The sequence below is a fragment of the Streptomyces rugosispiralis genome, assembly GCF_024505145.1.
Classification (GTDB): domain Bacteria; phylum Actinomycetota; class Actinomycetes; order Streptomycetales; family Streptomycetaceae; genus Streptomyces; species Streptomyces rugosispiralis.
Genome location: NZ_JANIAA010000042.1, coordinates 55,989 through 77,713, shown reverse-complemented (window position 1 = coordinate 77,713; position 21,725 = coordinate 55,989). Strand labels below are relative to the sequence as shown.

The 21,725-nt window shown below is 68.5% G+C and carries 18 protein-coding genes and 1 pseudogene; 13 read left to right on the top strand and 6 right to left on the bottom strand.

The window, feature by feature from the left end; genetic code table 11:
- Positions 1–228: 228 nt before the first annotated feature.
- Positions 229–2,316, bottom strand: coding sequence for an asparagine synthase-related protein (locus NP777_RS38905; protein WP_256654892.1), 2,088 nt, complete (start codon positions 2,314–2,316; stop codon positions 229–231).
- Positions 2,317–3,309: 993 nt separating this feature from the next.
- Here NP777_RS38905 and NP777_RS38900 point away from each other — a divergent pair.
- From NP777_RS38900 to NP777_RS38870, 7 genes are all read left to right on the top strand, one after another.
- A complete protein-coding gene (locus NP777_RS38900) occupies positions 3,310–4,773 on the top strand; it encodes an MFS transporter (protein ID WP_256654891.1) in 1,464 nt (487 codons plus the stop codon).
- Positions 4,774–5,184: 411 nt separating this feature from the next.
- Positions 5,185–6,399 (top strand): L-2-hydroxyglutarate oxidase, encoded by a 1,215-nt coding sequence (gene lhgO / locus NP777_RS38895; RefSeq protein WP_256654890.1) that lies wholly within the window; start codon positions 5,185–5,187, stop codon positions 6,397–6,399.
- 781 nt (positions 6,400–7,180) lie between these two features.
- Positions 7,181–7,921 carry a tRNA (guanosine(46)-N7)-methyltransferase TrmB gene (gene trmB, locus NP777_RS38890; protein ID WP_256654899.1) on the top strand — a complete coding sequence of 247 codons (741 nt, stop codon included), beginning with the start codon at positions 7,181–7,183 and terminating at the stop codon, positions 7,919–7,921.
- A 161-nt stretch (positions 7,922–8,082) separates the two neighbouring features.
- Positions 8,083–10,056 (top strand): PrsW family intramembrane metalloprotease, encoded by a 1,974-nt coding sequence (locus NP777_RS38885; protein WP_391858662.1) that lies wholly within the window; start codon positions 8,083–8,085, stop codon positions 10,054–10,056.
- A 65-nt stretch (positions 10,057–10,121) separates the two neighbouring features.
- Entirely contained in the window at positions 10,122–10,745 is a 624-nt protein-coding gene (locus tag NP777_RS38880) for a SigE family RNA polymerase sigma factor (protein ID WP_256654889.1), read from the top strand.
- On the top strand, positions 10,738–11,580 hold the full coding sequence (locus tag NP777_RS38875; protein WP_256654888.1) for a hypothetical protein: 843 nt from the start codon (positions 10,738–10,740) through the stop codon (positions 11,578–11,580). Before NP777_RS38880 ends, NP777_RS38875 begins: the two co-directional genes overlap by 8 nt.
- On the top strand, positions 11,574–12,824 hold the full coding sequence (locus tag NP777_RS38870) for a L,D-transpeptidase (RefSeq protein WP_256654887.1): 1,251 nt from the start codon (positions 11,574–11,576) through the stop codon (positions 12,822–12,824). The genes NP777_RS38875 and NP777_RS38870 overlap by 7 nt, the downstream gene beginning before the upstream one ends.
- Positions 12,825–12,895: 71 nt before the next feature.
- Here NP777_RS38870 and NP777_RS38865 read toward each other — a convergent pair whose 3' ends face one another.
- From NP777_RS38865 to NP777_RS38850, 4 genes are all read right to left on the bottom strand, one after another.
- On the bottom strand, positions 12,896–13,996 hold the full coding sequence (locus NP777_RS38865; RefSeq protein WP_256654886.1) for an MrcB family domain-containing protein: 1,101 nt from the start codon (positions 13,994–13,996) through the stop codon (positions 12,896–12,898).
- An 84-nt stretch (positions 13,997–14,080) separates the two neighbouring features.
- A complete protein-coding gene (locus NP777_RS38860) occupies positions 14,081–14,578 on the bottom strand; it encodes an IS5 family transposase (RefSeq protein WP_256654885.1) in 498 nt (165 codons plus the stop codon).
- Positions 14,579–14,838: 260 nt separating this feature from the next.
- Positions 14,839–15,537: a very short patch repair endonuclease gene (locus NP777_RS38855; protein ID WP_256654884.1), complete on the bottom strand. Its 699-nt coding sequence runs from the start codon at positions 15,535–15,537 to the stop codon at positions 14,839–14,841.
- A 77-nt stretch (positions 15,538–15,614) separates the two neighbouring features.
- Positions 15,615–16,934 (bottom strand): DNA cytosine methyltransferase, encoded by a 1,320-nt coding sequence (locus NP777_RS38850; RefSeq protein ID WP_256654883.1) that lies wholly within the window; start codon positions 16,932–16,934, stop codon positions 15,615–15,617.
- Positions 16,935–17,049: 115 nt separating this feature from the next.
- Between NP777_RS38850 and NP777_RS38845 the strand changes: the two genes are divergently transcribed.
- From NP777_RS38845 to NP777_RS38835, 3 genes and pseudogenes are all read left to right on the top strand, one after another.
- Positions 17,050–17,850: an Eco29kI family restriction endonuclease gene (locus tag NP777_RS38845; RefSeq protein ID WP_256654882.1), complete on the top strand. Its 801-nt coding sequence runs from the start codon at positions 17,050–17,052 to the stop codon at positions 17,848–17,850.
- A gap of 147 nt (positions 17,851–17,997) precedes the next feature.
- A pseudogene (locus NP777_RS38840) lies at positions 17,998–18,543 on the top strand (Eco29kI family restriction endonuclease); the annotation flags it as partial.
- 9 nt (positions 18,544–18,552) lie between these two features.
- Positions 18,553–18,678, top strand: a complete 126-nt coding sequence (locus NP777_RS38835; protein ID WP_256654902.1) for a hypothetical protein — start codon at positions 18,553–18,555, stop codon at positions 18,676–18,678.
- A gap of 249 nt (positions 18,679–18,927) precedes the next feature.
- On the opposite strand, the gene NP777_RS38830 is transcribed toward NP777_RS38835, so the two are convergent.
- Positions 18,928–19,563 (bottom strand): ATP-binding protein, encoded by a 636-nt coding sequence (locus NP777_RS38830; RefSeq protein ID WP_256654881.1) that lies wholly within the window; start codon positions 19,561–19,563, stop codon positions 18,928–18,930.
- Between the two features lie 227 nt (positions 19,564–19,790).
- On the opposite strand from NP777_RS38830, the gene NP777_RS38825 reads away from it, so the two are divergent.
- From NP777_RS38825 to NP777_RS38815, 3 genes are all read left to right on the top strand, one after another.
- Entirely contained in the window at positions 19,791–20,636 is an 846-nt protein-coding gene (locus tag NP777_RS38825; protein ID WP_256654880.1) for a helix-turn-helix domain-containing protein, read from the top strand.
- Positions 20,636–20,845 carry a DUF397 domain-containing protein gene (locus tag NP777_RS38820; protein WP_256654879.1) on the top strand — a complete coding sequence of 70 codons (210 nt, stop codon included), beginning with the start codon at positions 20,636–20,638 and terminating at the stop codon, positions 20,843–20,845. Before NP777_RS38825 ends, NP777_RS38820 begins: the two co-directional genes overlap by 1 nt.
- A 484-nt stretch (positions 20,846–21,329) precedes the next feature.
- On the top strand, positions 21,330–21,629 hold the full coding sequence (locus NP777_RS38815; RefSeq protein ID WP_256654878.1) for a hypothetical protein: 300 nt from the start codon (positions 21,330–21,332) through the stop codon (positions 21,627–21,629).
- Positions 21,630–21,725 lie beyond the last annotated feature (96 nt).

Below are 21,725 nucleotides of genomic sequence, written 5' to 3'. Positions count from 1 at the left end.
ACGTTGCCGTAGGAACGTTGCCCGTAGGAACGTTGCCCGTAAGAACGCCGTGTTCCGGCGCGCGGCAAGCACGCCCGCTCCCCGAGCGCGAGGGGGCAAGCACCCGGCTCCCCGAGCGCGAAGGGGCAAGCGCCCCCGCTCCCCTGGGCGTCAGCGCCCATGTCCCGCAGGACTCCCCGGGGGCGCGATGTCACAAGGCGGCCTCGTGCCGCCTCGGTGCGGAAACCGTCACAGGCTCGGCCGCGGCACCACTCCGCCCGCCACGGCCCGCTGCCGTGGCGCCGCGGTGCCAGTCCAGCAGGTGCCGCGGCGGGCCAGCAGGCGCCGCAGCCAGACTTCGGTGGAGACGAGCTCGGCCAGGCCGTCCAGGGGCAGCCGCTCCCCCTGTGCGGCGGCGCGCAGCGCCTTACGGACGACACGGGCCTCGATCAGGCCCGCGTCGGCCAGCAGCGGCGCGTCGAAGAGGGTCATCAGCTCGCCCGTCCAGGTGCGCATGCCGGTCCGTACGGCGGCTGTGTGGGCGGCGTGGGAGGTCGCTCCCCAGCCGGGGGGAAGCTCCCGGATGCCCGCTCCGGCGAGGACCGACCGCAGCACCGCGGCGCGTGCCCCCGGTTGCACCCGGAGCGCTTCGGGGAGCGCTCGGCAGGCCCGTACGACCTGGTTGTCGAGAAAGGGCGCGTGCAGGCGCTGGCTGCGGATCTCGGCGGCCTGCTCGAAGACGCGGTGGTCCGCCGCGTAGCGGGCGAGGGCGGCGTCGGCGCGGCGCTCCCCGGGGCGGCGCAGCAGCACGGGGCGCACGGCCGCCTCCTCCAGCCGGACGGACACCTCGGCGAGCGTCTCGCCGGTGAGCCAGCGGGCGGCGGGCCCGGGGCGGCACCACGTCAGGGCGGCGAGGGAGGCGGATACGGCGCCGGGGCCGTGAAGCGCCTGCTCGTCGGCGAAGTGGCGCTCCATGAGTCGCGCGGCGGCCTCCTGGACACCGTCGCGGTAGGAGGTGCGGGCCAGCCGTCGCGCGGCCCGGTAGACCGTGAAGGGCACGAAGAAGGACTGCGCGGAGGGGCCGTCGGCCTTGGCGAGCGCCGTCGCGGGGCGCAGCAGATGGCGTCTGCGGCGGTCGAGCAGCAGGTCCGCGAGGCGTGCTGGGTGGGCGTCGAGCACCTGGCGGGCGCCGTGCCCGATGAAGTGGTCGGCGCTGCCCGCGGCCAGCCGGCGCCGGTGGTGTTCGGCGATGACGAGGGAGGGGCCGGGCTCGTCGGTAAGGGCGCCGGTGTCGAGGCCCGCGTACGGCAGGGCGTCCTCGCCCGCGGCAACGACCACATGGTGCAGCCGCGGATTGGCGGCGATGGCTCCGGCCCGTTCGAGTTCGGCCTCGCGGGTGCGGGCGCCGCCCGACGTGGCGAGGTCGTTGAAGGTGACGGCCAGGAGCCGCTCGCCCGCCTCCGTGCCGTGCCCGAAGAGGGTGCCGGGCATCCCGGGGAGACCGGCGGCGAGCAGGGCGAGCGTGGCGGAGGCGCTGCCTCCGGACAGATCGGCGCCAATGCCGGGGGCCGGGGCGCCGCGGGCGGCCCGCCGCTCGGCGGGCCCCATGCCGGGCACCGGGCCGGGGTCGAGGTCATCGGTCTCGGGGGCGTGGCGCGGGGCGGTGAGCCGGGCCCGTACGGCCTCCACGAGGGCGTCCCGGACCGCGTCCACGGCCTTGTCCTGCTCGAGCGGGGGCGCGGCGACGGCGAGGGACGCGGTGGGCTCGTAGCCGGTGATGTCGCGGGCGCCGTCGCGCAGGATCAGCGCATGGCCCGGAGGGACGCGCCTGACGCCCATATAGGGCGTGCCGTCGCCCATGGCCTCCGGGGAGTCGGGGCAGGCGAGCAGCGCGCCGAGGTGGCCGACGTCGAGCTGCGCCTCGATGAGGTCGGCGAGCGGGAGCGCGGCGGTGGCGTAGGCGGTGCCGCCGGCCCAGTCGGTGTGGAAGACGGGCCGGGCGCCCGCGAGGTCGCCGACGATGGTGACCCTGCGGCCGACCTGGGCGACGGCCGTATAGCTGCCGGACCAGGCGGTCAGGTGGCGCAGGGCGCCGCCGCGGGCGGCGAACAGGCCCACCCGCAGTTCCTCGTCGGAGGCGCCGCAGCAGCCGAAGACGGCGAGGCGGGTGAAGGGGTCGGTCTGGACGACGCGTACCTCATCGGGCCGCCAGTCGCCGACCGCCCACAGGGGATCGGGGTCGGACCACAGGAGTTGGGCGCCGACCGGCTGGATCGCACGGCCCTCCGGGGAGACCGGGCCGGATGCGGTACTGCTCCACCCCACCAACCACCGCATCGCCGCCTCCACAGGCTGTGGGCATCCAGGGCAACCAAGAATTAGGTGCCATCATGCACAGCACGTTGACGGTTTCGGCATCGAACCGGACAACAACATGGATCTCCTGGATGTCCTGTGACCACATATGACCGCAGTAATCGCAGAGTTGATCCCAGGGGGTGACGCCTCTCACGAAGGCATCCGTAAGGAGCCCATCGAGGGAACCACCGCCGGTAGCGACCCACCGTTCCGCCGCGGCCCATGCTGCCACGATTGGGGCGCGCAAGAGCGCAAGGGCATCGACGAGTGTGCGGAGCGGCGCGCAAGAGGCGCACGAAGGGGCGCACGGAAAGGGCGCAGACCGAGCGCCGAGCGGGTGCCAATCCGCAGACCACACGCGGGCCTTACCGCTCCACGCCACGACGGCCACCGCGTGCGGCAGCACTCACGGCATGTGCTAGGCGCCCCACGGCTCCAGGGGAGAACTGGGCGGAATCCATGCCGAATCCGGGCGTGATCGACGCGGAGGAGGGCTTCCCGCGTCGGGCCTCCCCCTCCCCGGCCCGACGCGGGAGCCCGGCCGTGAGGAGCGATATTCAGCCAAATTGCCGTGGCGCTCTCGTTGGTCTTGCGGACGACCTGTAAGGACTCAACTTCCGCCTCTCGCGCCTCCTGACACGACAGTCCGGGAGGCGGCATTCGCCTCCCGGACCGTTCCGCCGCCCGCGGGGAATGAGGCGGCGGCGTCCCCCAGCCCACTGGATCCAGTACAGCGGGCCGACCCACGCAGGACCCATCGAAACGTCCCCGCCGCGACGGAGACAGAGCGCACACACGGGCGCACAGCCACACACACCGGGAGCACACGTCACGCCCCGCACGCCCGTTCGTACAAGAATCTCGCCATCCGGTACACCACCTCTTAACGGTCGGGATGCGGCGAACTACGCTGGGTTTACGAATGCCCCGCGCCTATGCCGGGGCGGCCGTCGGTGCTGTCGAGGGGTGCGCATGTCCAGGGAGCCACGCGGGCCGAACGAAAAGCTCGGCACCGTTCTCGCCCTCGCTGGGATCAGCAATGCCGGGCTCGCGCGCAGAGTCAACGACCTCGGCGCCCAGCGTGGCCTGACGCTTCGCTACGACAAGACGTCCGTCGCGCGCTGGGTGTCCAAGGGCATGGTGCCCCAGGGCGCCGCGCCACACCTCATTGCGGCTGCGATCGGGAGCAAACTCGGCCGCCCCGTCCCCCTGCATGAAATCGGCCTGGCCGACGCCGATCCGGCCCCCGAGGTCGGGCTCGCCTTCCCGCGCGACATCGGCCAGGCCGTCCGCTCCGCGACCGAGCTCTACCGGCTGGATCTCGCGGGTCGGCGTGGCGGCGTCGGCATCTGGCAGAGCCTGGCCGGATCTTTCTCAGTAAGCGCGTACGCCACACCGGCCTCGCGCTGGCTCATATCCCCGGCCGACAGTTCGGTGGCCCGCGAACCCAAGGACGCCGAGGACGGAACCACCGCCGCGAGCACCACGGGCACGGCGTCGCCGGACGCCATACCGCCGCAGCGTGTCGGCCACAGTGACGTCACCAAGCTGCGCGAGGCCGCCGAGGACGCGCGCCGCTGGGACTCCAAGTACGGCGGCGGCGACTGGCGTTCCTCCATGGTCCCCGAGTGCCTCCGGGTGGACGCGGCGCCCCTGCTGCTCGGCTCGTACAGCGACGAGGTCGGACGCTCCCTCTTCGGCGCCACCGCCGAACTGACCCGGCTCGCCGGGTGGATGGCCTTCGACACCGGCCAACAGGAGGCCGCACAGCGGTACTACATCCAGGCACTGCGCCTGGCCCGCGCCGCGGCCGACGTCCCCCTGGGCGGCTATGTGCTGGCGTCGATGAGCCTCCAGGCCACCTACCGGGGCTTCGCCGACGAGGGCGTGGACCTGGCCCAGGCCGCCCTGGAGCGCAACCGCGGCCTGGCCACCGCCCGCACCATGAGCTTCTTCCGGCTCGTGGAGGCGCGTGCCCAGGCCAAGTCCGGGGACGGGCCCGCCTGCGGGGCGGCCCTGAAGTCCGCCGAGGGCTGGCTGGAGCGCTCGCGGGCGGGCGACCCGGATCCGTCCTGGCTCGACTTCTACAGCCACGAGCGGTTCGCGGCCGACGCCGCCGAGTGCTATCGCGATCTCCGGCTGCCGCGCCAGGTGCGGCGCTTCACCGAGCAGGCGCTGGCCCGGCCGACGGAGGAGTTCGTACGGTCGCACGGACTGCGGCTCGTGGTGTCCGCCGTCGCCGAACTCGAGTCCGGCAATCTGGACGCCGCCTGCGCGGCGGGCGCGCGTGCCGTGGAGGTCGCCAACCGGATCTCGTCCGCGCGCACCACGGAGTACGTGCGCGACCTGATGCGGCGCCTCGAGGCGTACCGCGACGAGCCGCGCGTCGCCGAGCTGCGCGAGCAGGCCCGGCCGCTGCTGGTGGCGCCGGCGTGAGGGGCGTGGGAGCGGATGCGAGCGGCGCGAGGGCGGATGCGAGCAGCGTGGGAGCGGATGCGAGCAGCGTGGGAGCGGATGCGAGCAGCGTGGGAGCGGATGCGAGCAGCGTGGGAGCGGATGCGAGCAGCGTGGGAGCGGATGCGAGCAGCGTGGGAGCGGATGCGAGCGACCGCGATGAGTGGTGAACGACCGGGGGTGAGCGGTATGGCGGGAGCTGACCGGAGTGGTCGGATCAGGGGCGATTCACCCGGAATGCGCGACTCGGCATGAATCGATCCACATGACCGGCCGACCTAGCCCGGACCTTAGTCCTCACATGGGTTTCAGGCCGTTGTCAGTGGCGCAGGTCATGATAGGGATCGACGGTCGGGCGACTGGACGGTGTGGCGCGTGGGGAGGTGACATGGCGTGACGGCGTTGGACTGCGACGTGCTGGTGATCGGGGGCGGGATCGTCGGCATGTCGACGGCGTATGCGATCACGCGCGCCGCGCCCGGCATTCGCGTGACCGTGCTCGAGAAGGAGGCGGGCCCGGCCCGCCATCAGACCGGGCGGAACAGCGGCGTGATCCACAGCGGTATCTACTACCGGCCGGGGTCGCTCAAGGCGCGGTACGCGGTGCGCGGCGCCGCGGAGATGGTGAAGTTCTGCGCCGAGCACGGCATCGCGCACGAGGTCACCGGCAAGCTCATCGTCGCCACGGAGCGCTCCGAGCTGCCGAGGCTCCACGGCCTCGTCCAGCGCGGCAGGGAGAACGGCATTCCGGTGCGTGAGCTGGGCCCCGCCCAGATCGCGGAGTACGAGCCATGGGTGCGCGGCCTGGCCGCGATCCATGTCGGCACGACGGGCGTCTGCGACTTCGGCGCGGTGGCGGCCCGGCTGGCCCGGCTGGCCCAGGACGCGGGCGCCTCGGTGCGGTACGGGGCACAGGTGCGCACCATCGGCCGGCGCCCCTCCGCGGTCGCCGTGCGCACGGGGGACGGCACGGTGCTGCGTGCGCGGGCCCTGGTCAACTGCGCGGGGCTGCACTGCGACCGCGTCGCCCGGCTGGCGGGCGACGACCCGGGCATGCGGATCGTGCCCTTCCGCGGTGAGTACTACGAGCTGACGCCCTCCCGCGCCGCGCTGGTGAACGGTCTGGTGTACCCGGTGCCCGACCCGGCGTTCCCGTTCCTAGGCGTCCATCTGACCCGTGGCATCGACGGCGGCGTCCACATCGGGCCCAACGCGGTGCCGGCCCTCGCCCGCGAGGGGTACGCCTGGCATACGGTGCGCCCGCAGGAGCTGGCCGGCACGCTGGCGTATCCGGGCTCCTGGCGGATCGCCCGCCGCCACTGGCGGTACGGGGCGGGTGAGCTGCGGCGTTCCCTGTCCAAGCGCGCCTTCACCGACGCCGTGCGCCGCCTGCTGCCGGATGTGACGGCCGACGACCTGATAGCGGCCCCGGCGGGCGTGCGCGCACAGGCGGTGCTGCCGGACGGCACGCTGGTGGACGACTTCCTCATCTCGCAGTCGCCCCGGATCGTCCATGTGCTCAACGCCCCGTCGCCCGCGGCCACGGCCTCCCTGCCGATCGGCCGCGAGGTCGCCCGCCGAGTGCTGGAGACCCTGCGGACGGGGTGACGGAGGGGTGACGGAGCGGGTGGGGTTGAGGGGGTAGGGGCCGGGGCCGCCGCCTCCGTACGGCCGGAGAGCGTTGCCGAGATACGGGCCGTGGCCCGCCGCGACCGTACGGGCCGAGCCCAGCCGCCGCCCTACAGGCCGAACCCAGCCGCCGTAAGGACCAGCCCCCACCGCGGAGGCACGGGCCAGGGCCTGCCGCGGTCGTACGGCCAGGGCCAGCCGCGACCATACGGGCCGAGTCCAGCCGCCGTCGTACGGGCCGAGTCCAGCCGCGACCGTACGGTGGGCCAGGCCCAGCCGCCGTACGAGCCGAGGACCGCTGCCGAGATACGGACCGGGGACCGCCACCGCCGTACAGGCCGAACCAGCCGCCGTAAGGACCAGCCCCCACCGCGGAGGCACGGGCCAGGGCCTGCCGCGGTCGTACGGCCAGGGCCAGCCGCCCCCGTACGGGCCGAGCCCAGCCCCGACCGTACGGTGGGCCAGGCCCCGCCACCGAGGTACGGGCCGAACCCAGCCTCCGCCGTACGGCCGAACCCAACCACCACCGGCCCAACCCAACCGCCACCAGCCGAGCCCAACCGCCGCCAGCCGAGCCCAACCGCCGACCCAGGGGCAGGGCCCACTCGCCCAAGGGCCCGCTCACCCACCCCCGCCGGGTCGGCACGGCCGAGCCTCGCCGCCCCGCCCGTAGAATCGAAGCACTGTGTCCGAGAAGCCCACCGCCCCCGATTCCCACGTGGAGCGCGCTCTGCCCGCCCCCCGTGACCGCAGCGAGCCGATGTTTCCCGGCGGCCCCGTGGCCGACCCGGCGGGCTCGCACCATGAGCGCCGCATCCGCTCCTTCCGCCCCCGCCGCGGCCGGGTGACCCCGGGCCAGGGCGAGGCGCTGCGCCGCCTGTGGCCGCAGTGGGGCCTGGACATCGACGGGCTGAGCCGTATCGACCTCGGTGAGTTGTTCGCCACAGCGGCGGGCCCGCGCCCCGGCCTCCCCGTCGTACTGGAGATCGGCTTCGGCATGGGGGAGGCCACCGCGCAGATGGCCGCCGCCGACCCCGGCACGGGCATCCTCGCCGCCGACGTCCACACCCCCGGCCAGGGCAATCTGCTCGCCCTCGCGGAGCGGAACGGCCTGGACAACGTCCGGGTCGCCAACGGCGACGCGATCATCCTGCTCCGCGAGATGCTGGCCCCCGCCTCGCTCTCCGGGCTGCGGGTCTTCTTCCCCGACCCCTGGCCCAAGAAGCGGCACCACAAGCGGCGCCTCATCCAGCCCGAGTTCATCGAACTCGCGGCCACCCGGCTGAGGCCCGGCGCACTGCTGCACTGCGCGACCGACTGGGAGCCGTACGCGGAGCAGATGCTGGAGGTCCTCTCCGCGAGCCCCGCCTTCGACAACTCCCAGGCCGACGGCGGCTACACCCCGCGCCCGGACTTCCGGCCGCTCACCAAGTTCGAGGGCCAGGGGCTGCACAAGGGACACCTCGTCCATGACCTGATCTTCCGCCGCAACGACACATAACGCCCCCAAGGGGATGGGCATAACCCCTGAGTCCCCCTCCCCCTTTCGTTAGGGTCGGTTGAGTGCATCAGTCCCCGCCCCCGCAAGAGCCGCCCGAACCACGACCGGCGACGCCGCCGTACGAGGCGCCACAAGGAGCGCGGCACGAGGCACCACACCGCGTGTCACACGGGACACCGCAGGACGCACCGCACGAGGACGCACCGTACGAGGCGACGCAGGCGGCACACGCGCCGCCCGCCGGCGCCCCACACACCGGCGCCCCACACGCCGACACCCCGCACACCGGCACCCCGTACGCCGGCGTCCCGCACGCCACGCCCTGCGGCTCCCCTTACGGTGACCAGCACCCGTGGTTCAACACCGGCGCCGCACCGGCAGGCTGGCCGCAACCGCCCCGTCAGCGGCTGTGGGGCCCAGGCGGCCGCCTCGCCCGCGTCTGGCACAACAAGGCGCTCCGGGCCACCGCGCTCGCCGGTCTGCTCTCGCTCTCCGGCCTGATCATCCTGGCATTGGTACGCGAGCAGACGGGCACCAAGGGCTTCCTGGTGGGGCTCGGCCTCGCCGTCCTCCCCGTGCCGCTGATCATCGCGGTCTTCCGGTGGCTGGACCGCGTGGACCCCAAGCCCTGGCGAAACCTTTTGTTCGCCTTCGCCTGGGGGGCGTGCGCGGCGACGCTGGTCGCGCTGATAGCCAACGGTTTCGCCACCGAGTGGCTCATGACCACCGTGGACTCCTCGTCCCCGACCGGCCAGGCCGACGCCGACGCCTGGGGCGCCACCTTCATCGCGCCGTTCGTGGAGGAGAGCGCCAAGGCGGCCGCCGTCCTGCTGCTCTTCCTCTTCCGCCGCCGTGACTTCAATGGGCTGGTCGACGGGGTCGTCGTCGCCGGAATCACCGCCACCGGTTTCGCCTTCACCGAGAACATCCTCTATCTCGGCTCGGCCTTCGTCAGCGACCAGACACTCGGCTACTCCGGCATCCGGTCGACCACGGCCGCGACCTTCTTCATCCGCGCCGTGATGTCCCCCTTCGCGCACCCCCTCTTCACCTCGATGACGGGTGTGGGCTTCGGCATAGCCGCCGCGGCGGCGCGACACCAGCGCGTCCGCCGCGTCCTCATACCGATCGCGATGCTGCTGACGGCGATGGTCCTGCACGGCGTCTGGAACGGCTCGGCGACCCTCGGCGGCTACGGCTTCCTCATCGTCTACGCCCTGTTCATGGTCCCGGTGTTCGGGTTGCTGACCTGGCTGACGCTCTGGTCCCGCACCAAGGAGCTGCGCGCGGTACGGGAGCAGCTCACCGCCTACCAGACGGCCGGCTGGCTCACCCCGCCCGAGCCGCTCGCGCTGTCCTCGATGCGCGCCCGCGGGATCGCCCGCGACCTCGCCCGCCGCACCCACGGCGCCGCGGCGGCCCGTACGGTCGGCGAGTACACCGCCTTCGCGACCTCGCTGGCCCTGTTGCGGCGGCGGGCGTACCGGGGTACGGCGGGGCCGGACTTCACCGCGCGCGAGAAGGAACTGCTGGACCGGCTGTGGGAACGGCGGGAGACCGCCCAGCCCGCCCTGGCCCACGCGGCGCTGTCGGTGCCGCTCCCCCGGCCGCGCCGCGCACCCCGGCCGGCCCCGGGCACGATGCCCGCACCGTTCTGGCCCGCGGGGCCGTACGGCGGCGGGTACGCGTACGGCTACGGAAGCGGTCAGGGCTACGGCTACGGAAGCACCGCGTCCGGCTACGGCTATGGCAGCCCGGGACCTGGCACCGGCTACGGCAACCCCGGACCCGGCACCGGCCACGGCGCCCCCGGATCCGGCCACGGCTACGGCAACCCCGGACCCAGCCACGGCCACGGCGCCCCCGGATCCGGCTACGAGCCCGGCTCCGGCGGCCAGGCACAGCACGTGCCCCACCCCACCTACGCACCGTGGGGCACCCCTCCCTCACATGGCCCGCAACCACCGCGAACGCCGCAACCACCGCAGACCCCACGGCCACCGCAGACCCCCCAACCGCCGCGGGGCCCGCAGCCACCGCGGGGCCCACAACCGCCCGCGAATTCGGCGACGCCCCACACCTCTCCCGTGTCACCCGTGTCCTACGGATCCGGCGGCCCCGAAAGTCGTCTGTAACCTCCCGCCCCTTTCGGACGTGTTCCTACATAGAAGCGGGGAGCATGCGGGGGCGCGGGGGATTCATGTCAGGACCATCACCTTCATCCACACCATCCGATTTCGACCAGTTCTATACGGTTACGGCGAAGCGGCTCGTGGCCGCGGTCTATGCGGCGACGGGCGATCTCGCCGAGGCCGAGGACGCGGTGCAGGAGGCGTATGCCCGGGCGTGGCAGCGCTGGGACCGCCTCACCGCCGAGGGTGATCCCACGCCGTGGGTGCGCACCGTCGCCCTGCGTCTCGCCGTCAGCTCCTGGCGCCGCGCCCGTAACCGCATGCGGGCCCACTTCCGCCATGGCCCGCCCCCCGATCTCCCCGATCTCGCCCCGGACCGGGTGGCGCTGGTCCATGCCCTGCGCGGGCTGAAGCCCGAGCAGCGTACGGCCGTGGTCCTGCACCACCTGCTCGATCTGCCCATTGAGCAGGTGGCCCGGGAGACCGGCGTCTCCCCCGGCGCCGTGCGCACCCGGCTGAGCCGTGCCCGCAAGGCCCTCGGCTCCCATCTCGCCGACCCCGAAGCCACTGCCGACACCGAGGCACCGACACCGGCACCGGCACCAACACCGGCACCGGCACCGGCACCGGCACCAACACCGGCTCCCCATCCGCCCGTCTGCCACCCCAAGGAGGTGCCCTCCCATGGCTGATCTGGACGAGCGCCTGCGCGATATCGCTCGTGATATCGAGCCCTCCATACGGCTGGCGGGCCCGGAAGCCGTGCGTGCGCGGGGCCACCGGCGCCGCGCACGGCAGCGCACCGCGATCGCCGCCGCTGCCGTCCTGGCGGTGGCCGCCGTGACCGCTGGCTCCTGGCGGCTGCTGCCGGGCGACGACTCCACCCGTACGCTGCCGGCGGCACCGCCCGCCCCGCGAACGGACCGCGCCCCAAGGGCACCGATCCCGGCCGGCGCACTCCTCCGCCCCTCTGCGCTGCCGTTCGACGCGATGATGCGCTGGAAGACGGCCGACTCCACCATCAACCCCACCGACGAGGGCCGGGCACCGCTGCTCGACCTCTCCCCCAGCTGCCGCCTCGACGGTCCGCGCCCCCTTGCCCAGCGCACCCGCGACTATCAGGGCCGCAAGGCGGAGCAGGCGCGTCACACCATCAACGCCTATGCGAGCGCCGGCGAGGCCGCGAAGGTCTTCGCCTCCCTCGAGGAAACGCTGAAGGACCGATGTGGCCCTCCCAAGGCGCTGGGCACCACCTCGTCGCCCAAACTCGCGGCCGGCCGGCCGACCACCATGACCTACGGCTGGCATTCGCCCCGCGCACCGCATGACGCCCAGGTCGTCCTGATGCGCTCGGGCACCCGGGTCGGGGTTCTCCAGGCCGAGGGCATCGGCAGCCCGTCCGGCGACTACACCGACGGCCCCTCCGCCTACTGCATATCGGTCTCGTTGTGGCGCCTCGATCCCGCCGCCACCGCCTCCCCCGGTCCGTACCGGGCCAATCCCGAGGAGGTGAAGAGGCGTTGCTGACCCACTCCTCCGCTCCCGCCACCACCCCTCACGACTCCCGCAAGAGGTCCGCCGTGCTCTCCGTACGTTCCCTGCGCACCCTCACGGTGCCCGCCATCGCCGTCGCCCTGCTCGCCGGATGCCAGTCGGCGTCGAAATCCGCCTCGGTGGACCCGGCCGACGCCAAGCCCGCCCGGATCACCATCACCCCGGGCAGCGACTCGGCGGCGATAGCCCCCGACGCCCCGGTCAAGGTGGCCGCCTCCCACGGCACCCTCACCAAGGTCCGCATCGTCCCCGACGGCGCGGGTTCCCAGGCCGTCCCGGTGACGGGCGCCCTCTCCCACTCCAAGACCAGCTGGCGCTCCAACCGCACCATGACCCCGGGCACGACCTACACCGTCGAGGCCACGGCCACCAACGCCGCCGGCAAAACCGCCGTCCAGCACTCCACCTTCCGCACCCGCGCCGCCCAGCAGGTCAACGGCGTCACCGTCACCCCGTCCAAGAGCGCCACCGTCGGCGTGGGCCAGCCGGTCTCCCTGGCCTTCGACCATCCCGTCACCGACAAGGCAGCGGTGGAGCGCAGCCTCTCCATCTCCACCAGCCCGAAGGTCGAAGGGTCCTGGGGCTGGGTCAAGGACCCCCTCACCGGCATCGAGCGCGTCGACTGGCGCCCCAAGGCCTACTGGCACAAGGGCACCAAAGTCACCCTCCGCGCCCGCCTCAGCGGCGTGAACACCGGCGACTCCCGCTACCTCCGCCGCGATGTCTCGACCACCTTCACCATCGGCACGGCCCGGATCTCCAAGGTCGACATCAAGAACCACACGATGACCGTCTACGAGGACGGCCAGAAGCAGAAGACCATCCCCATATCCGCCGGCCAGCCCTCCTACCCCACCTGGAACGGCACCATGGTCGTCCTCGACAAGGCCCCCATGGTCAATATGACCAGCGAGTCCGTCGGCATAGCCGACCCCTACAACAAGGACGTCCCCTGGGCCGTCCACCTCACCACCTCGGGCACCTACGCCCACGCCGCCCCCTGGAACGAGGGCCTCGGCTACTTCGGCCAGTCCAACCAAAGCCACGGCTGCGTCGGCATGTCCCTCGCCGACGGCAAGTGGTTCTACAACCGCGCGACCCGAGGCGACATCGTCGAAATATCCGGCTCCACCCGCGCCACGGTCTCCACCGGCAACGGCTTCGGCGACTGGAACCTCCCCTACCCCTCCTGGCAAAAGCTCAGCGCCCTGCGCTGAGCCCGCTCAACGATCCGGGCACCCGCGCCAGCAGGGCGCGGGTGCCCGCAAGCACGCAGAGCGAAGGATCGTTACTGCTCGTCAACCATTCCCCAAGCGACAGCCATAGGCGACCCCGCCCACCCGTCCACCGTCTTCCAGATGGACGCGATGCCCCGCTTCTCGAGATAGGGGGCATATGCCTTGATGTCCTCGGTAAAGAGCGCCAGAAGGAACGGCTCGCCCTTCCCCTGCTCCTCGTACAAGAAGTGGCTGTACTCGTAGAGCTGTCCCAGCGCCTCACGCACTGCCTTGGTGGGGTTGCCTCGCTTCACGGTCTTGGCTTCCACCAGCCACTCCACACCGTCCCGCCGCAGCACAATGTCCTTGGGGTGCATCTTCGTTGTGATCGGCACGAAGCCACGCTCCTCGATGTACTCGCCGAACAAGCGGACCAGCACTTCGTGACTACGAGACTTCTTGATCTTCCGCTGACGGATAAGCACGTAGTAGTCGCTGCCATCCTTCGGGCGGAAGCCGTCCAGGCCTGCGTGTTCTTCTTCCTCACCCGCTACGCGCTTGGTGACCGGTAGCCCGTTGGAGGCCATCTCGTCTCTGAGGTTCCGCTCCACGGCAGCCGCGTGTTGCAGGACTTCGGCCATGTGCCAGAGATCCTCACGCAACTTGATCTCGGATGGCATGGAGGTAATCCTGTAGGCCCGCGCCACGACACTGCCCGCCTCATACGAACGAGCTCGGTCTACCCCGCTCTTAAGGTCAAGACGGATGCCCCAGCCCTTCACAAGATCTTGTGGCAGTCCTTCAAACAAGAGCTGGGCTCTCCTGCTTAGGTACATGCGACGCCTCACTCCGCGGCCTAGACGCCCTTCCAGTGACGTGACACCTTGCTGCAGCGTCAGCGAGACCGTGCTGAGATCGGCCGCGAAGATGTACGCAAGGTAGAGCCCCCGCTTTGGATCCTCTGTGATCTCAGGATCCATAACGCCGATCCACGGAGTCTCGGTAGCGCCACCCTTCCCTCCGTACCCTGCGGCCTTATAGCCGACCGGCAACCCCTCCAAGCGCCGGCCTCTCACACTCCTCAGCAGCTCCTGGCCGGGTACACCCTTCTTCAAACCGGCCCCCGTGTCATATGTACTGGCCACGCCAACAAGCAGTTCGCGTATATCCATGCTTGAAACTATGCATGAACGTACTGACGTCAGCGCAATGCGATCGCACCGCTCGCAGAACAACTCCCCCGCTAAGGGGCCCTTTCAAAAAGCTGGGATCTTGCGAGCGAGGGTCATGCAGTGCGCGAGCTGAAGGAAGGCGTCATGCATGTCGTCTCGGGCTTCCCAGCGGGTTCGTAAACGGCGAGGGCCGTGGAGCCAGGCAATGGCGGACTCGGCAACCCACCGCACCCGCCCCAGACCCGAGCCGTGTGGCTGACCACGCCGGGCAATCTTCGGGACGATGCCACGCTCACGCAGACGGCGGCGGTAGCTGTCGTGGTCGTAGCCACGGTCGGCATACAGTTCGCGGGGCTTGCGCCGGGGCCGACCCCGCTTGCCCCGTACCGGCGGCAGATCGTCGACCAGCGGCAGGAGCTGGGTGATGTCGTTGCGGTGTCCGCCGGTGTGCGGCACCCGCAGCGGGTTGCCGTGCGCGTCGGTCAGCACGTGGTGTTTCGAGCCCGGGCCGCGCACGGTCAACCGGGCTCGGACCGGCTTTTGGGCTGCGTCGTCTGCGCTTGACCTGCACGTGCGAGACATTGACCGCGACGCGGGAGAAGTCCAGACGGTCCGCTGCCCGTAGCCGGCCCAGGTGTCATGGTGCCCCCCACACACACAACACACAGCACGGAACCACGTACAACTCCACCGTGCCACAACAAGAACTTTCCGCAAGGACCCCTAAGAGCATTCGACGCAGCCACGATCCTTGCGAGTAGGAACGAAAGGACGGAGCCGTAGGCCCGCAGGCAGCCGTGAAAAGGTGGCTCTGTTCGCGGAGGACGCGACAAGTGTCGGGTTCATTGGGCTCGAGATCGCACGATCTCGGTGATGCACACCGCCGCCTCGTCGGGATCTTCGTGCTCCCACACACGAATCACACTCCAGCCAGCTTCTTGGAGCAATTGGTCGGTCTCCCGGTCGCGTGCGCGATTCCCCTCTATTTTCTGCCGCCAGAAGCCGCTGTTCTGCTTGGTCGCCGGTCGATGGTGTTCGGGACATCCGTGCCAGAAGCAGCCATCAACGAATACTGCGACCTGAGCCTTGGTGAACACTACGTCGGCTGTGCGCCGCAACTTTGGTAGCGGCCTCATCGAAACTCGATAGCGCAGACCACGTCTGTGCAATGCTCTCCGAAGAAGGAGTTCCGGCCTGGTGTCTCGCCCCCTATTGGCAGCCATGATCGCACGCGTCTCACGTGATGAGGCCCATGAACCTGCTGGAGCTGGCTCTTCAGAGAGAAGCTCGAGAGCCCAGGCCGCCGCCCACGCTTGCTTCAGGTTCGCAGCGCGAGTGGAGCCATCCACCTCTCCGACATAGCGTTCCCTAGTTCGGCCAGCCTCCGACCAACGCAGATACGCTCGAATCCGCCGCGTGCGTTGGTACACGCGCAACGCGATCGAGGCGCGTGCGAATCTCCCCTCGCCGACGTCAACCGTCCGCCTGTGCTGCCCTCCAGCAGCACGATCTTGCTCCGCCACACGAGCGGCAGCGTTCATGTCAGCCTTTGGCTTCCATGCGCGTTCCGGAGGCGTTCGGTCCTTCCAACGCCGAGATCGAGCACTCGCGGCCCCAGTCACTTCCGCTTCCTCTTAGACGCGTCTTCCAGCGCGGCAGCTACGGCCCTGGCGAAGATCTCACCCAGCTTCACCGGGACAGCGTTTCCAAGCTGCCTCATCTTCTCGCCGCGTGGCCCCTCTAGGACCCACCTGTCTGGGAAAGTCATGACGCGCGCGGTCTCGCGCACCGTCATATATCGATAACCCTTACCTTCGTCAAAGGTATCGTCATCCAGCTCCATGACCGACTCACCACCGGGCACACCGTGCACCCCAGCCTTCACGGTCTTCGCAGGCCTGTCCAACACATTCGGGGTGTGGCCGGCGTACTTACGTGCACCAGGCCAGGCGACGTGATCGCGGACACCTCCCACCACCCGGTCAGCTGGACTCTTGGGCTTTAGATGATGCTCAAGTACCTCAGGTAGTGGCTTCTCGGCGGGCGTTCCGTCTTCCCAGTCGATTCCCTTGAGCGCGTCGCGCAGTGTCCTCCAGGGCTTCTTGCCGTCTGGCACATCGAGCATCGGTGGCAGCCTATCGATGACCTGTTCCTTGACTCGATCGTCCACATCATCATGGCGCTTCCAATACGTTCCTCCCTCCTGCATCGAGTGGATGAGCGCTGCTTCCGAGTACTCTTCTTCCGGCTGGAACTCTTCCCATTTAACCGTAAGGTCCGCCCGAAAAGCGATGATGATCACACGGTGGCGTATCTGCGGCACACCATAGTTCGCGGCATTTACTTCAATAGGGTACACCTCGTATCTCCGAGACGGGTCTACCGAGCCCTCTTTGAGGCTTTTCTCAAGAATTCTATTATGCTCCTCCCAACTCACCCGGTCGTCCCGTTGAACAAAAGGCAAGCGCATCTCATTCAGGATGTAATTGAAGTACGGCTCGAAAGATGGACGTAGCAGGCCACGGACGTTCTCGCAGATGACTGCCTTGGGTCTCATCTCTCGAATCGCCCGAAACATCTGCGGAAACATGTTCCGCTCGTCTTCCGTGCCCTTATGGGCTCCGCCAAGACTGAACGGCTGACAGGGCGGCCCACCCGCGAGGACATCGACCCGGCCCTCGAGGAAGTCGAAGCTGGGGATGTCGCGCACGTCACCTTCGACGAGTGGCCATTCCTCGCCCGTTGAGACAGTCCTGTCACTCTTGTCCCGTGACACGGCCAGGTTGGCACGAAGAGTCTCGCAGGCCCGCTTGTGGAACTCGTTCACCAGCAGCGGCCGGAAGCCAGCATTGTGGACGGCCATCGCGAGCCCTCCGCCGCCAGCGAACAGCTCGACGGAGGTACCTACTTCGAGGCGACCTTCTTCCAGATCAGACATGCGCAAAGCATACCGCGGAGTTGGCGACCTTCGACATCTAGCCACAGAAGAACTTTTCGGGATCCAGTAGCGTGTATAGGGTCTTGTTGATCACAATGGCTAGGGGGCTCACCCAATGACGCCGCACGCTCACGGCGACACGCAACTCGCGCACGACGCCGAGTTCAAGCTCAGCATCACCAAAGCGCTCGGTGATCAGTTGGCGTACGCCCTCGAAGGTCTCACTCCCGCGCCTCTCACGCTTGAGAACATTCGCAGCCTGCACCCCCGCCCAGGCGTCTACCAGCTCTACTTGCACGACGACCTCGTCTATGTCGGGAAGGCCGACCGCTCACTTCCTCAGCGGATAGAGAAGCACTTCCGAAAGATCTCAGGTCGTTCCAACATCGACATAAGGGACATGAGCTTCACCTGCCTGTACGTCGACGAGGACTTCGGGGCTGTAGCGCCGGAACGCTTGTTGATCAATAAGCACAGAGAGCAGGGCGAGGTCCCGTGGAACTATAACGGCTTCGGGAACAACGACCCAGGCAAGCGCCGCGACATGACCGAAGTCGACGACGATCACTTCGATCGCTATTATCCGATCGACCTTTACTATGAGTGCACCGCACTGCCCCATGAGGTGGCCACCTTAGACGGCACGCTCACGCTGAGCACACTACTCCAGTCCGTCAAGCAGCAACTTCCATATGTCTTCCGGTACGAAAGTTCTAAGCACTTCGACGAAATATATGTATCCGTTCCTAAACTTCCAATTAGCGCCCACGATTTGCTTGTGTTGATTTCGAAATCACTCCCCTCGGGTTGGCAGATCACTGCGTTGCCAGGATATGTGATCATGTATCCCAAGATCGAGGATTATCCAAGCGGGTGGCGGTACTACCGGGGCGCAGACATCATTTACTCCGACTGATATACGCCCGTACGAAGTCCATGCATGAGCTAATCAGGACACTAGGAAGAGTGAATCGGAGGAACCTTGTCGACGCCGCCCTCGCCTCCGCCCTCGGAAGACGAGCAGCAGGTCGCCCCAAAGCGCCCGCATAAAAAGCGGCGCAACATGAAAGTTTGGGCTGCCACGGCACAGACTTTCGATCCATACAACCCCCTCGACCTCGATAATCTAGGTCGCAGTGTTGAAGCAGAGCTTCTGAGACGCCCGGCTGAGCCCCTCGACCAGATGCCGCACACTTTCGGCGCTGGCGTGTACGCGATCTATTACATCGGTCCGCACGAGTTGTACGCTCCAATTAACTCAGAGGACTGCGCAATTCCCATCTATGTAGGGCAGGCGCGACCCAAGGGAACTCGGAAGGGGTCCGAAGACCTGAGCAAGAAGTCGACCGCACTATGGGATCGAATCGAGGAGCACAAGGACTCCATCAAGGCAGCCCGGGACCTAGATGTTGGTGACTTTCGCGTCCGATACCTGGTCGCCATCGAGGCTTTCGTAAGCCTCGCTGAACGAGTAATGATCAGACAATATCACCCCCTCTGGAATAGCGTGGTTGACGGATTCGGCAACCACGACCCTGGGGCCAATCGACGCCGGGACAGCAGACGACCTCCATGGGACGAGTTGCACCCGGGGCGATGGTGGTCCCACCCTCTAAACATGCCCAAGCCCAGTAAGACGCCGTCGGAGCTATCTCGTAACCGCATCCAGGCATTCTTCGCAGGTGAGCTCTCGGAAGAAGTGATCCAATTGATTGAGAGCGGCGAAACTGGCGAGGTCGAGTAGGAGCCCTACAACGCAGCGCTCAGCTAAGTGGATTGAGTGACGGGTATCAGTACTACTCGAAACTTAACTCACCAGTTTCACTCGGCAATTCCCTGCGAGAAGTCGAGTTCTTTGAGCGAATCCCGATGTAACCGGCCTATGCGTGTATTGTTTACAGAACAGGAACGGTGGTGGATTGAACTTCGATACTCCGAAACGGATAGCTCACCTCACAGGACGTACTCTGAACTCGTAGGGCGTCAAGCCCGCTTACCCAACCGCATTCAAACCTGACTCGAAGTGGGTCTGGGCGCGGTCGAGGATATCGTCGGGGTCGAGGCCGTGGGCAGTGAGCCAGTGCAGGAGGTCCAAGATCAGACTGGTTACCGACTCTTCCAGGACCGGGCAGCGGGTAAGCCGCGCAGCCGGGCTGCCGACCGTGTGACCGTACGCCTCCATGACGACCGTTGCACGCTGGATTCGGCGGCGGGATTCGTCCCGGACGATACGAAGCTCGCACCAGACCGCTTTACCGACCGCCGTGCGAGTCGTACCCCATGCCGTTGAGAGGTCTGCGAGGAGTTGCAGGCCGCGGCCAGATTCTTCCTCGGAAGTCGGGTGGAGGCTCTGAGGCTCCTTGTGGCTGATGTCGTGCAGTTCTACGCGTAGCTGATCCGCGTCGGCATCGAGAACGAGAGTGGCTGCGGTGCCCTGGCCGACGTGTTTGATCACGTTCGACGCCAGCTCGGTGACGATCAGTTGTGCTTCGTCGACAAGGGTCAGCATGCCCCAGGCGGCAAGTTCTGCTCTCACTGCTCGGCGCAGGTCGGCCACTTGAGGGGCTTCGGCATTGAAGGGAAGAACACATCGGCGTGGTCGGGGTTCGGTGACTGCGTAGTGGTACATGGCCACACTCCCTTGGGCGCCACGTCAGCGCTGCGCCCAGCCGTGTCCGTACGGCTGCGCTGCGTAGCCTCACTGTCGCGAGTATGACACTGAGAAGTCTCGTCATGTAACTTCTCAAAGCGTTCTCGAAAGGGTGAATCCGGTGGTTCGCCAACTTCGCCCGGTCATAGGCTTGTTACCGCTGGCCTCGTCCTTCACCGCCAGCCCCAGAGGAAGAGGTAGCCGTCATGCCAGCGCGGGCCACTACCCGTCGACGCCAACTCGGCGTCATGATGCGCAAGCTCCGGGCCCGTAAGGGGATGACGCTGGAGGAGGCAGGCCGCCTCATCGGGGTCTCGAAAGCGACGGTCAGCCGGTACGAGACGCAGGAAGGGCCTGTGAAGTGGCCGATCGTGGACGCGCTGTGCCGTGAATACGGGGCGAGTGAGACGGAGCGGAAGGCGGTGGTCGGCCTCGCCAAGGACGCGAAGCGTCAGGGGTGGTGGACCTCCTTCGCGGATTCCCTGCCGGAGAGCATGAACCTGCTCTTCACGTTGGAGGACGAGGCGGTTCGAGAGGATCACTTCGCCTGTCTGTATGTGCCGGGGCTTCTGCAGACTCGCGGCTATACGGAAGCGGTGCAGCACGCCTCGGAGATGCGCCTGTCCGCGGAAGAGATCGAGCGCCTCGTCGACCTTCGGATGAAGCGGCAGGAGATCCTGAGCCGTCCGAAGCCACCGCATCTGTGGGCAATCCTCGACGAGTCGGTGATCCGGCGCGTGGTCGGTTCGCGTGAGGTGATGCGGGAGCAGCTGGGTCACTTGTTGCGCGCCAACGAGTCGCCTGACATCACGCTTCAGGTGCTGCCATTCGCCAAGGGCGCCCACTCAGCGGCCATGGGAAGCTTCGTGATCCTCGGGGGCGCCGAGCCCTCTTTGGACGTCGTGTACGTCGATATCCACGTCGGCTCGCTCTTCATGGAGAAGGACGAGGAACTGGAGCGCTACCGGGTCGCGTTCGACTACCTTCGCGCTCAGGCGCTGGACATGGCCTCGTCCTCCGCTCTCATCGAACGCGTCCGTGAGGAGATCTGATGCGCGAGCCCTGCATATCCGACAGAGACGGTAGCTGGTTCAAGTCCTCCTACAGCGGTGCCGGCAACACCGAATGCGTCGAAGCTGCATTCCGGCCAGGCTCGACCGCCGTGCGGGACTCGAAGTATCCGGGTGGGCCCGTGATCGGGGTCTCGCATCGCGCGTGGGCGGACTTCGTGGCGGCCGTGCGGGATGGGCGGCTGGACTGAGGTCCGTTTTCGCGAAGATCTGACCGGCTACTGCGTACGTCGATCTGACTGCCCTACCAAGGCCGCTTGCCCGGGGCAGGGGCTGCGGACGATCATTCCCGGATGAGAGCCGAGGTGCGGGCGTTCGTTGCCGATGGGCCGCTTCCCGGTGTGGGGGCGAGTGGGGAAGAGATCGACAGGCGCGTCGAGCAGCTTGATGCGATCTCCAGACCGGTCACGACCCAGGAGGCCAGGGCTCTGGCTGATTGCTTTGGGCCGGACGATTGCCATGGCGTCGCCTGGACGCTGGCGCATCTCATCGAGACGGGCCCGAACCCCGTCCTCCCGTCAAGCCCGAGCCGGACGCCAACGAATGGCGGGACCGTCTCTGGACGCGGGCCGTGAATGCGGGCCTCGTGGAGGAAGGCTGACGGGTCGGCGACGGCTCCCCGCGTCTGCTGCGTAGGGTCGGGGCCAGGAGATCCTTGGAGTGGGAGGTAGCGGGATGGCTGGAGTGCCGGCGGGGGTTGTGGCTGCGGGTGGGTTGGTCGGGGGGTACGGCGTGGCTCGGTGGACCGAGAGGCGGCCCTTGGGTGGGGTTGCCCTCGCGGCCGCCGGGGCGGTGGCCGCTCGGGGGTGGCGGGAGAAGGCGGGGAACGGGACCGCCGCCGCGCTCAGTGCGGCGTACGTCGCCGCGTTCGCCGGGTCGCACCCGCTGGCGAAGAAGATCGGGGCCTGGCCGTCCGTCTTCGCCGTCGCCGGTGGTGTCGCCCTCGTGTCCTGGGCCCTCGCCGATCGGCGGTAAGGGCCCCGGGTCGTATGGGTGGCTCAGGCGGGCGGGGCTTGTTGCCCGCCCGCCGTCTTACCGTCCGCCGGGCGGTTCGCGCCCGTCCCGCCGCCT